This is a genomic window from Hymenobacter cavernae (assembly GCF_014641455.1).
Lineage (GTDB): Bacteria > Bacteroidota > Bacteroidia > Cytophagales > Hymenobacteraceae > Hymenobacter > Hymenobacter cavernae.
Genome location: NZ_BMHT01000002.1, coordinates 394,605 through 406,922, shown reverse-complemented (window position 1 = coordinate 406,922; position 12,318 = coordinate 394,605). Strand labels below are relative to the sequence as shown.

Below are 12,318 nucleotides of genomic sequence, written 5' to 3'. Positions count from 1 at the left end.
GCCCCGCTTTCTATTGATTGGCAATAGAAAGCGGGGCTTTGTTGTAGGAGTGATTTAGCAGTTCAGCAGGCAGTTTTGAGCCTTATTTCGTGTGCTCAGCTAAGCAGCTGACATAGGGTTGTCAGTGCGGGTGGCGAGTTTTGTTGGCGTAAGCAACCTAGGTCTTTTACAGACTACTAGTAAGCCAACCTAGCCCACGATCATGGCAGAAGAATTGGAAACGTTTTGTCCTACCAACCGCCAACACTGGCGCGCGTGGCTGCAAGAGCACCACGATAAAAAGCAGTCCGTCTGGTTGGTGTATCACAAAAAGAAATCGGCCACGCCCACTCTGACCTGGAGCGAAGCCGTTGACGAAGCCCTGTGTTTTGGCTGGATTGATAGCCAAGCCAAACCAATAGACGACGAAAAATACCGGCAGTTTTTCAGTCGCCGAAAACCGAAAAGTGGCTGGTCCAGAGTCAACAAAGAGAAGATTCAACGGCTAATTGCCGAAGGCATGATGACGCAAGCCGGCCTCGACAGCATCGAAACTGCCAAGCAAAACGGCTCGTGGACGATTTTAGACGACGTAGAGGCACTGATCCTTCCCGCGGACCTGGAGCAGGCGCTGCAACGACGACCAAATGCCAAGAGCTACTTTTTAGGCTTAAGCCGCACCGACAAACGAAACATCCTGCAACGGCTGGTGCTAGCCAAACGGCCCGCGACTCGGCAAAACCGAATTGCTGAACTCATAGCACTAGCCGACCAGCAGCTGAAGTCCAAATAGTTCCGTGGGCGAAAAACGACTATCAAGGAGAAGCCTCTGAGGTACTTCCACTGGCTGTACTGTTTCCTCCAACGAACTCCTGCGTAATCATTACCGGCGGCTTCCAGGGAGTGCTCTACCTGGCTTTTAGCTAGAAACAATATAATATTTAATCTGGATATAGTATAAGTCAGACGCTTAGGAATCCTTAGCTTTACTCAGCGGCAGTATGCCCTAGGTTATTCATTTAGCTTGTCATTGTCTATGCGTCTTTCTACGCTCGTCGGTCGCTCTGGCCGGTTGGTTGGATTCTTACTTGCAAGTTTCTTTTTACTAGAGCCGGTGCTGGCCCAGCCCGCCGCGAAAGTGGCAAGTGCGCCGCCTAACCAGCCCTTGCAGTTTGTGGCCAACCATAACCAGTGGCCTAGCCCGGTGCTGTTTGCCGCCGATGTGCCGGGCGGACGCTTGTTTCTGGAGAAAGGACGCATCACCCAGGCACTCTATGATGTAAAAGCGCTGGCGCAGCACCACACGGATGCTGGCGGGCACGCGGCGCAACGCATCAAAGCGCATGCGTATTCCGTCACGTTTGAGGGCGCTAACCTAGGTGCTCCGGTGCAGGGCGAGGCCGCAACCGGCAATGAAACCAACTATTTCCTGGGCAACGACCCAAAGCGCTGGGCCAGCCACGTGCCCGCTTACAACGAGGTGCGCTACCAGGAGCTGTACAAAGGCACCAACCTGCGCTTTTACACCCACGACGACCAGTTGGAATACGATTTCGAGCTAGGTGTCGGCGCCGACCCCAGAAATATCCGCCTGCACTACGAGGGCCAGCAGCAGCTGCGCGTAGTAGATGGCGCCCTGCACATCACTACCTCCGTGGGGAAGGTGGTGGAGCAGCGGCCGGTGGCGTACCAAAAGCTAGGTGGCCGCTCGGTGCCGGTAGCCTGCAACTACGTGCTGGACCCTCATGGTATCGTCTCGTTTCAGCTGCCGCAGGGCTACGACCGGGCGGTGCCGCTCGTTATCGACCCGGTGCTGGTGTATTCCAGCTACTCCGGCTCCACGGCTATGAACTGGGGCTTCTCGGCCACCTACGATGACCAGGGCAACCTGTACTGCGGCAGCATGACCTTCAACGTGGGGTATCCAGCCACATTGGGTGCTTATAGCATGACGTTTGCGGGTACGCAAGACATTACTATCATGAAATTTGATCCACGCTCGTCGGGTGAAGCCAGTCGGGTGTATGCCACCTACCTAGGTGGCACGAGCGTGGAGCAGCCGCATAGCTTGCTGGTAGATCATGCCGGCAACCTGATCATCTACGGCTCCACCACGTCGGACGACTTCCCGACTACGGCCGGCGCTTTCAACCGCACGATTAACGGGCAGGCGGACATTGTGCTTTGCAAGCTAAACCCAAAGGGCACTGCGCTGCTTGCCTCTACCTACCTCGGGGGCAGCGCCATCGATGGACAGCTGCTGGATGAGTCGTCGGGGGGCGCTTTGTCGAAAAACCTAGGTGACAACTATCGAGGTGATATTGCCGTCGATAGCCAGGACAATATTTACCTAGCTTCTTCCACCTCATCCGGCAATTTTCCCATCGTCGGCGGGTTCCAGACGGCCTTACAAGGCACCCACGACGGCATCGTGGCGAAGCTACCGGGCAACCTGAGCGGCATCGCGTGGAGCACCTACCTAGGTGGCGCACAGGAAGATGCGGCCTATTCGATTCAGCTGGATAGCCTGAACAACGTGTTCGTGAGCGGCGGCACCACCAGCCCCGATTTTCCGGGCGTGGCGGGCAGCTACCACGCCAGCTACCAGGATTCGGTTGATGGCTTTGTGGCGCGCATTGCGGCAAACGGCCGCACGCTCACGCAGGCTACCTACCTAGGTACCTCCGGCTACGATCAGGCCTACTTCGTGCAGCTCGACCGCAAGAGCGAGGTGTATGTATTTGGCCAAACTTCTGGAGCTTACCCGGTTACGCCGGGCGTGTACGTGAATCCGGGCAGCCAGCAGTTTATTCACAAGCTCAGCCCCCAACTGACGGCTTCGCGTTTTTCCACGGTTATTGGTAATGGTTCGCTGGCTGGTAGGCTCACGAATATCTCGCCCACGGCGTTTCTGGTCGATGATTGCGGACAGATTATGCTGTCGGGCTACGGGGCCAACATCGCGAACATGCCCATCACGCCGAATGCCATTCAGCAGCAACCCACCAACAAGGAGGCGGCCAACGTCAACGGCGACTTCTACCTGATGCAGCTCTCGGCCGGAGCCGGAAAGCTGCTCTACGGCACGTATTTCGGCAATGGCACGCTTCACGTCGACGGCGGGGTGTCGCGCTTCGACAAGCGCGGGGTCATCTATCAAACGGTGTGCGCCGGCACCGGCGAGCCGCAGGTGCCCGTTACGCCGAATGCCTGGGCGCCTTACTACAACAAGGGCGCCGTGCGCAGTGCCGTGGCTTTCAAGCTCGACGTGGTGCAGCTGAGTGCCAGCTTTGTGGCGTCGACTACCCCGGCCGGACCCCGCACCCGCGTGGGCTGCGCGCCGTTGCAGATGTATTTTCAGCCGAATACGTTGGGGCAGACCAGTTGGGACTTTGGCAACGGCCAGACGTCGACCAGTGCTGGCATCGTCTCGACGATGTACACTAACCCCGGCCGCTACCTGGTACACCTGACCGTGACGGACCCCGCCGGCTGCCTGAAAAGTACCGCCGCCGTCGATACGATTCTGGTGTACGGCCCACCTAGCCTGGGGCCCGATCAGCGGATTTGCGCAGGCAGCTCCACCACGCTCACCGTCGCCGATACCAGCCCGGACGTGACGTATTCCTGGCTGCCCGACCCTAGCCTGAGTGCCACTACGGGGCGCACGGTCACGGTCAGGCCCAACGTCACGACGACGTATACCGTCATTTCAAACCTGCCCACCGGCTGCGTCAACCGCGCTACGGTGGTCGTGAACGTAGAAGCCTTGCCGCAGCTCGTGCCTGGTGCCGACCGCAGCATCTGCCCGGATGCTTCCGTTACGCTTTCCGTTGTGCCGGTCAGCACCAGCTCCATCACCTGGTCGCCGGCTACGGGGCTGAATACCACCTCGGGGCCCAGCGTTATTGCCTCGCCCAAAGTCAACACCCAATACACGGTGCGCGCTACTTCGCTCACGGGTTGTACCAATGAAGCCAAGGTGCAGGTGCTGATTTATGCCCAACCTAGGTTGTCTTTCTCCAGCCAGCCCGTCGAATACGTCAACCGGGAGGTGAGTTTCCTCAACAACACGCAAGGCGCCACCAGCTACCTCTGGGATTTTGGCGACGGCCAAAACAGTTCCGATGCTGCCCCGACGCACCGCTATGCCGCCACCGGCGACTACACCGTGAAGCTGACCGCTTTCTACGGCAATGGGTGCCAGAAGGAGCTAACCCAGCCGATTAACATCCGGGAGGTGTTCATTGCCAACATCATCACGCCCAACGAAGATGGCCTGAACGATCATTTCGCACCGCAGGTGAGCAACCAGCCGGTGCAGCTGAAAATGTATAACCGCTGGGGAAAGCTGGTCTTTGAAAATGCTAACTACACCAGCGGTTGGGGCGACCTGACTACCACTCCCGGCATCTACTACTACCAGATCCTGACCAAAACGGGCGAGTCGTGGAAGGGCTGGCTGCAAGTGAACCGCTGACCTAGGTGCGCAAAGCCAGCTACCTGGCTTAACGCTGAGCACAAAAAAGCCCCGGCAACTGCCGGGGCTTTTTGCTGGGTGGGCGGTGCTGAAAATCGTTAGTTGGTGCTTAGCCAGGCTGCGGCTTCGCGCCGGGAGGTGAAGTAGTTGAACTCTACTTCCGGCGGGGGCAAAGATCTAGCTGCTAGTGAATTGCCAATCTGATACTGGTACTGCCCTTCTGACACCACGGCCGCAATGAAGATGGGCTGCGGTAAGGGTTTAGCCAGCTGCCGAATCAAGGGGGCGAGCAGCCAGTAGTCGGCGTCATCAGTGGGTGGGGCGTTGCGCTTTAGGTCGAGCAGCAGCTTGGGTACTTGCTGTTCTTGCATGGTTTCCAACGCGTGTTGGTAAGCCTGCTCAAAGCCCACCGCTAGGCTCAGTGCATTGTAGCTGAGGCGAAGCGTGGCTGTATCCGGATGATACGTGAGGGACGCATCCGGGGTCTGGTACAAAGTCATTGGAAGACAAATAAGGAAGCTAGGCACCCACAGTGGCGCGTCGCTGTGCAAGCAGGAGAGTAGAAGGTAGGAAGCAGGACAAGCGGCTTTTACGGCGGAGCTTATGTAATAGGTTACAATTATTTGCCACAATAAATTTCAATTTTCTAGAAAAAGTAACAAAATCAGGAGGTTAACAGCGTATACCCGCTGGCTGCCGGGCTTTGCGTACCTTTGCTCCATTTTAGCGGCCTATGTGGAGTAAACTTGCCTTATTCGTCATCAAGCAGCGGCGGCTGTTGCTGCTGTTGCTGGCGTTCATCACCGTTTTCATGGCCTGGAAGGCCAAGGACGTGGAAATGACCTACGACTTCGCACAGGTCGTAAGTCCCGATGATCCGGAGATGGTCTACTTCCAGCGCTTCAAGAAAACGTTTGGCGAAGACGGCAACGTGCTGGTGCTAGGTCTGCAAGACAGCAGCATCTACCGCTTAGGCAACTTCACCGAGCTACGCGCCCTCACCGACACCCTTACCAAAGTAAAAGGTGTGAATGGGGTGCTGTCGGTCACGAAGCTCATTGCGCTGGGCAAAGACACGGCTAAGCAGCAGTTTGTGGCGCACCCCATCTTCCAGAAGTTTCCCCAGACCCAGGCGCAGCTCGATAGCCTGATGCGGGTGGTGAACCGGCTGGAATTCTATAAGGGCCAGCTCATTAGCCCAACTACCGGCGCCACGCTGCTGGCCCTCACGATGGACCCCGCGTACCTGAACTCCTCGCGGCGGCAAGCCGTGATGAACGAAATCCTAGGTCACGCCGACCGCTTCACGAAGAAGACCGGTATCCGGCTGCACTACGCCGGCCTGCCTTACGTGCGCTCCACGATGACTTCGAAAGTGGCCGGCGAAATGAAGTTCTTCGTGATGCTGACCATCGTCGTAATGGGTGTCACGCTGCTGACGTTCTTCCGCACGTGGTCGGCGGTGCTGTTTCCGTTGCTGGTCGTGGTGGTGGTCGTTATCTGGTGCGTCGGCTCGATGGTATTGCTCGGGTTCAAGATCAACCTGCTTACGGGCCTAATACCTAGCATTCTGATTGTTATCAGTATTCCGAACTGCACCTACCTGCTCTCGCGCTACCACTACGACTACCGAAAATCCGGCAACCAGGTGCTGGCCATGACGCGCGTGATCCGCAAAATCGGGCTGGTCACGCTGATGAACAACACCACGACGGCCATCGGCTTTTTCGTGTTTTGCTTCACCAATATTGCCATTCTATACCAGTTCGGCTTGGTGGCGACGGTCAATATTTTCGCGGCTTTCATCATCTCGTTCATCATGATTCCGGCGGTATTCACCTACCTGCCGCCGCCCACGCCCAAGCAGCTGGAGCACCTAGATGCCAAGCCGCTGACCAAGCTGCTGGAGTTCTTCGAACACCTTGTCATCGATAAGCGGGCTACGGTGTATGTCGCTGCTTTCGTGATGGTCGGCCTGTCGTTGCTCGGTATTTCGAAGGTGAAATCGGTGTCGTACATGGTAGACGACCTGCCCAAAGATAGCTCCGTAAACAGCGACCTGAAGTTCTTTGAGCAGCACTTCAACGGCATTATGCCCTTGGAAATCGTGGTGGATACGGGCAAGAAGCGCGGCATTTTCAAGCTGAAAAACCTGGAAAAAATCGACCGGTTCGAAGCCTTTCTGCGCACGCAGCCGGTGCTTACCACGCCGGTCAGCATTGTGACGTTTCTGAAAGCGGCCACGCAGGCGTTCTACAATGACAACCCCGAGTATTACCGCCTGCCCGACAATTCGGAGAAGAACTTCGTGCTGAGCTACCTGGCCAAGGCCCAGGCAACGGGCGCCGGCAATGCCAAATTGCTCCGCTCGTTCGTGGATTCGACGGGCCAGAAGGCGCGTATTTCGCTGAAGATTGCCGACATCGGCTCGCGCAACCTAGATACCTTACTCACCCACCAGATTCAGCCTCAGATCCAGCAGATCTTCAACGGTACCGGCATGGACGTCAAGCTGACGGGTACCACCGTTATCTTCACCAAAGGCAACGAGTTCCTGATCAATACGCTCAAAGAAAGCTTGTTCTGGGCTTTCGGCTTGGTGGGTTTGGTTGTGCTGATCCTGTTCCGGTCCATCCGTTCGGTATTCTTCACGTTGCTGCCGAACCTTGTCACGCTCATCTTGACGGGCGGGCTGATGGGCTTCTTTGGCATCCCGCTGAAACCTAGCACGGCGCTCATTTTCAGCATTGCCTTGGGTATCGACGGCGACAACTCCATTCACTTGCTGGCCAAGTTCCGGCAGGAGCTAGCCGTGAACGGCCGGCGCGTGAAAGCCGCCATTCGCACCACCCTGAGCGAGGCGGGAACCAGTATGCTCTACACAAGCATTACGTTGTTCCTGGGTTTCGCCGTATTCGCCTTCTCCGAGTTTGGCGGCACCAAGGCCCTAGGTCTGCTGATGTCAGCTAGCTTGCTGATTACGAACTTCTCCAACCTGATTCTGTTGCCTAGCTTGCTGGTTACTTTTGAGCACGGCAAAGACGAAGAAATTGATAAATCGATGCTGCGCCACTACGACGATGATTACCACGAAGAAGACGATGATAAAGATCTGAATCTTGATCGGATGACGGTAAAACGGCTTGGCGACGCGCCTAGTGCCTAGCGATTCGCCTCACCCCCTAGCTCCCTTTCCTAAGGGAGGCGGGAACTAGTTCTAGTACTGGATTTCTAGTTTGTAAAAAGCTAGGTCTAGAAAGCTAGAGCTAGTTCCTCCTCTCCATTTTGGAGAGGGGGCTAGGGGGTGAGGCACCCCACCAGAACGACAATACCCTACACCATGAAATACCCCGAGTTTAAACAGCCGCTCAACTACGCTCAGGTTGGCACCGACATCCTGAAGTGGTGGCAAGAGAACGGCATCTTTGAAAAGAGCGTGAGCAGCCGCGAGGGGCAGCCGACGTTCGTGTTTTATGAAGGTCCGCCCTCGGCCAACGGCGCGCCCGGCATTCACCACGTAATGGCCCGGACGGTGAAGGACATCTTTTGCCGCTACCAGACGCTGCTCGGCAAGCAAGTGCCGCGCAAAGGTGGCTGGGATACCCACGGCCTGCCCATCGAGCTACAGGTGGAGAAGGAGCTAGGTATCACGAAGGAAGATATCGGGAAGAAGATCAGCATCGAGGACTACAACCAGCGGTGCCGCGAAACCGTGATGCGCTTCAAAGCGCAATGGGACGATCTGACCCAGAAAATGGGCTATTGGGTTGACCTCAACGACCCGTACATCACCTTCGAGCCGGAGTACATCGAGAGCTGCTGGGCGCTGCTGAAGAAGCTCTACGACAAAGGCTTGCTCTACAAAGGCTACACCATCCAGCCGTATTCGCCGGCTGCTGGCACCGGCTTGTCGTCGCACGAGCTGAACCAGCCCGGCACGTATAAGGACGTGAAGGATACGACTATCGTGGCGCAGTTCAAGGTGACCCAAGATGAGGCTTCGGAGAAGCTATTTGCTGCTGCTGGCGACGATCTGCCGGTGCATATCCTAGCTTGGACTACTACACCATGGACCCTGCCCGCCAACACAGCTCTGGCAGTTGGTAAGAACATAGATTATGTCTTAGCTACTGCTGAAAATCCGTATACTCATCAAAAGGTTGCTGTTGTTGTTGCCAAGGTTTTGCTCGATAAGCTGGTTACTGTACCTAACGTAGGAGCACTTGCTAAACAGCTTGAAAAAGATCCGTTAGTTCAAGATCCTTTGAAGCAAGCTATAGCTACTGTTGAGTCTATGAGGCCGAAAGTTGTAGCTGAGTTCAAGGGCGCTGACCTCGTGGGCATCCACTACGAGCGTTTGTTCGGCCAAGACCAAGGCTTCCCGGCATTTGAAGGTGAAGAGCGGGCGTTCCGCGTTATCCCCGGCGACTTCGTGACGACGGAAGATGGTACCGGTATCGTGCACATCTCGCCCACGTTCGGAGCCGATGACTTCCGGGCTGCCCAGCAAGCGGATATTCCCGCGCTGCTCGTGCCGGATGCGGATGGAAAGCTAGGTCCTATCGTGGACCGAACGGGCCGCTACGTGCCGCAAATGGGTGAGTTCGGCGGCCGTTGGGTGAAGAACTACGACGGCCACGATCAATCTGGCGCCGACTACAAGACGCTGGACGAAAGCATCGCCATCCGGATGCGTACCAACGGTACCGCCTTCAAAACCGAGAAGTACGAGCACACCTACCCGCACTGCTGGCGCACGGATAAGCCCGTGCTGTACTACCCGCTCGACTCGTGGTTTATCAAGACGACGGCGGTGAAAGACCGGCTCATCGAGCTGAACAAAACCATCAACTGGAAGCCCGAAAGCACCGGTACCGGCCGCTTCGGCAACTGGCTTGAAAACCTCGTGGACTGGAACCTGAGCCGCTCGCGCTATTGGGGCACGCCGCTGCCCATCTGGCGCACGCAAGACGGTACGGAAGAAATCTGCATCGGCAGCATCGCCGAGCTAGAAGCGGAAATCGAGAAGGCCGTAGCGGCGGAAATCATGACGCACAATCCGCTGCGCAAACCTGCTAGCTCTTCGCCCAACGAAGAGGCTGACAGCCAACAGCCAACAGCTAACAGCTCAAACAAAATCGACCTGCACCGGCCGTATGTGGATGATATCTTCCTGGTATCGCCTTCAGGCCAGCCCATGTACCGCGAAACTGACCTCATCGATGTGTGGTTTGATAGCGGTGCTATGCCTTACGCGCAGTGGCATTACCCCATCGAAAACGCTGAGAAATTCCAGAAGAATTTCCCCGCCGACTACATCGCCGAAGGCGTCGACCAAACGCGTGGCTGGTTCTTCACCTTGCACGCGCTGGCTGTAATGCTGGAAGATTCGGTGGCGTACAAGAACGTTATTGCCAACGGCCTCGTGCTCGACAAGAACGGCAACAAGATGAGCAAGCGCCTCGGCAATGCCATCGACCCGTTTGCGACCCTAGCCCAGTTTGGCCCGGATGCCACGCGTTGGTACATGATTGTGAACGCGCCACCGTGGGATAACCTCAAGTTTGACCCGGCCGGCGTGACGGAAGTGCAGCGCCGCTTCTTCGGCACGCTGTTCAACACGTACTCGTTCTACGCCCTGTACGCCAACCTCGACGAGTTCCAGACCAGCGAATTCGACCGGGTGCCGCACGCCGAGCTGAGCGAGCTGGATCGTTGGGTGCTGAGCAAGCTTCAGTCGCTGGTGCTGGAAGTGCGCGGCCACTACGACAGTTACGACCCTACGAAAGCGGCCCGCGCCATCCAGGATTTCGTAACCGATCAGCTCTCCAACTGGTACGTGCGTCTCTCACGGCGTCGCTTCTGGAAAGGTGAACTAACCGCTGATAAGCGTGCGGCTTTCGAGACGCTGCAAGAGTGCCTGGTGGTGGTGGCGCAGCTCATGGCACCGATTGCGCCGTTCTTCGCCGAGTGGCTGTACAAGAACATGACCGACGGAATGCGTGCCGAGGCCGTGGCCAAAAACACGCCGCTGGCACCCGAATCGGTGCACCTGACGCTGCTGGTAGAAGCCAATGAAGCGCGCATCGACAAGGCGTTGGAAGAGCGCATGGAACTAGCCCAGCGCATCTCGTCGCTCACGCACTCACTGCGGAAGAAGTCGGTGCTGAAGGTGCGCCAGCCGTTGCAACGCATCCTGGTGCCGGTGCTGAACGAGTCGACGCGTGAGCAAGTAGGCAAGGTGGAAGACCTGATCTGCGCCGAGGTGAACGTGAAGCATGTGGAGTTCCTCGACGATACCAGTGGTGTGCTGGTGAAGTCGGTGAAGCCCAACTTCAAGCGCCTAGGTCAGCAGTACGGTCCGAAGCTGAAGGTAGTGGGTGCCCGCATCCAGCAGATGACGCCGGAGGAAATCACGCAATTGGAAAAGCTAGGTTCCCTCACCGTCGAAGTAGAAGGCGAGACGTACACGCTCACTACCGACGACGTCGAAATCCGCACCCAGGACCTGCCCGGCTGGCTCGTGGCTACCGATGGTCCGCTAACGGTAGCCCTCGACGTGACCCTGACCGACGAGCTGCGCCAAGAAGGTGTGGCCCGCGAGCTGGTGAACCGCTTGCAGAACCTGCGTAAAGACAGCGGCCTGGAAGTGCAGGACAAGATCCGGGTGACGCTCGGTAATCAGCAGCCTGAATTGACCGCCGCCGTACAGTCGTTCGGCGACTATATCCGGACCGAAACGCAGGCTCTAGCCCTCGATTTCGCGGCCGATGTGAACGGCGGGGTCGTGCTTGAATTTGATGATTATAACGTACCGGTGCGGCTAGAAGTCGCAACGAGCTGAGGCTGAACTACTCACCCGCCTTTTTCAAGGGCGGGTGAGTACACCGCCGCACAAAGCGTTTTGTCGCCCTGCTTATTCGGTTCAAAAGGGCACAAACGACCCATCAGAGCATATACCAATGGCGCGGAGGCAACGCTGCATAACCTTGCCGCGAAGTCCAAAAATCTTCGTCACTTTGTACTACGAGAGGAGAGAAGGCAACTACTGACAGGACGTCAGGCCTAGGTCTCCCTTCTCACGTTTATCCTCTCTTTCCTTATAGAATGAAATACTGGAAGTATTACTTGGTGGCATTGTTGGTCATCGCCATTGACCAACTCTCGAAGTGGGCCGTGCACACCTACATGCAGCCCGGCATGCCCGGCGAAATTCCAGTGTTCGGCGACTGGTTCAAGCTCCATTATACGCTGAATCCCGGCATGGCTTTCGGCGTGGAACTGCCGCCGCCCTACGGTAAAATCCTGCTCACAAGCTTCCGTTTAGTAGCCGTAGTGGGCATCATGTACCTGATTCGCTACTACTGGAAGCAGCACGTTGCGGCTGGCTTTCTGGTGTGCATTGGCCTGATCCTGGGTGGCGCTATCGGCAACCTGATCGACTCCATTTTCTACGGTATCATCTACAACAACGCACCCTTTGGAGCGCCTACGCCGTGGTTTCACGGTCAGGTAATCGATATGCTGTACGCCGATATTTACGAAGGCTTCTTACCCGCTTCCTGGCCCTTGGTAGGCGGCTCTCACCTTTCGCTATGGCCGATCTTCAACGTTGCCGACTCGGCAATCTTCATCGGCGTTGTGTTAATTCTGCTCAATCAGAATCGCTTCTTCAATCACGAGGAAGCGGTGCCAGCAGTAGATGCGCCGCGCCACAGTGCCGAAGCACCTTCTGCTTCGGAGCCAGTACAGCCGGTGTAGCTGGAGCTTAGCGCTCCAGCTTGGCGCACGAGCAGCGCGAGTTTCTAAGCGTGCATGCAAGTGGCGCGGTTCTGCCTATTCGCGTTGCTCATGCGCCA

Annotated in this window: 6 protein-coding genes; 5 read left to right on the top strand and 1 reads right to left on the bottom strand. The window is 56.8% G+C overall.

What is annotated here, in order from left to right; genetic code table 11:
- Nucleotides 1-202: 202 nt before the first annotated feature.
- Both IEX74_RS06180 and IEX74_RS06175 read left to right on the top strand, forming a co-directional pair.
- Entirely contained in the window at nt 203-772 is a 570-nt protein-coding gene (locus tag IEX74_RS06180; protein ID WP_308421111.1) for a YdeI/OmpD-associated family protein, read from the top strand.
- A 243-nt stretch (nt 773-1,015) separates the two neighbouring features.
- Nucleotides 1,016-4,459 carry a DUF7948 domain-containing protein gene (locus tag IEX74_RS06175; RefSeq protein ID WP_188812167.1) on the top strand — a complete coding sequence of 1,148 codons (3,444 nt, stop codon included), beginning with the start codon at nt 1,016-1,018 and terminating at the stop codon, nt 4,457-4,459.
- 98 nt (nt 4,460-4,557) lie between these two features.
- Here the strand turns inward: IEX74_RS06175 and IEX74_RS06170 are convergent, their stop codons facing one another.
- Complete coding sequence (locus IEX74_RS06170) at nt 4,558-4,959, bottom strand: hypothetical protein (RefSeq protein ID WP_188812165.1); 402 nt, start codon at nt 4,957-4,959, stop codon at nt 4,558-4,560.
- A 233-nt stretch (nt 4,960-5,192) separates the two neighbouring features.
- On the opposite strand from IEX74_RS06170, the gene IEX74_RS06165 reads away from it, so the two are divergent.
- From IEX74_RS06165 to IEX74_RS06155, 3 genes are all read left to right on the top strand, one after another.
- Nucleotides 5,193-7,625: an efflux RND transporter permease subunit gene (locus tag IEX74_RS06165; RefSeq protein ID WP_188812162.1), complete on the top strand. Its 2,433-nt coding sequence runs from the start codon at nt 5,193-5,195 to the stop codon at nt 7,623-7,625.
- Nucleotides 7,626-7,799: 174 nt separating this feature from the next.
- Nucleotides 7,800-11,303, top strand: a complete 3,504-nt coding sequence (gene ileS, locus IEX74_RS06160; protein ID WP_188812160.1) for an isoleucine--tRNA ligase — start codon at nt 7,800-7,802, stop codon at nt 11,301-11,303.
- Between the two features lie 263 nt (nt 11,304-11,566).
- A complete protein-coding gene (locus tag IEX74_RS06155) occupies nt 11,567-12,220 on the top strand; it encodes a lipoprotein signal peptidase (RefSeq protein ID WP_188812158.1) in 654 nt (217 codons plus the stop codon).
- Nucleotides 12,221-12,318: the final 98 nt, after the last annotated feature.

Coding starts and splice junctions, on each gene's coding strand:
- IEX74_RS06175 (WP_188812167.1), top strand. CDS start 1,016: ATGCGTCTTTCTACGCTCGTCGGTCGCTCTGGCCGGTTGGTTGGATTC.
- ileS (WP_188812160.1), top strand. CDS start 7,800: ATGAAATACCCCGAGTTTAAACAGCCGCTCAACTACGCTCAGGTTGGC.
- IEX74_RS06170 (WP_188812165.1), bottom strand. CDS start 4,959: ATGACTTTGTACCAGACCCCGGATGCGTCCCTCACGTATCATCCGGAT.
- IEX74_RS06155 (WP_188812158.1), top strand. CDS start 11,567: ATGAAATACTGGAAGTATTACTTGGTGGCATTGTTGGTCATCGCCATT.
- IEX74_RS06165 (WP_188812162.1), top strand. CDS start 5,193: ATGTGGAGTAAACTTGCCTTATTCGTCATCAAGCAGCGGCGGCTGTTG.
- IEX74_RS06180 (WP_308421111.1), top strand. CDS start 203: ATGGCAGAAGAATTGGAAACGTTTTGTCCTACCAACCGCCAACACTGG.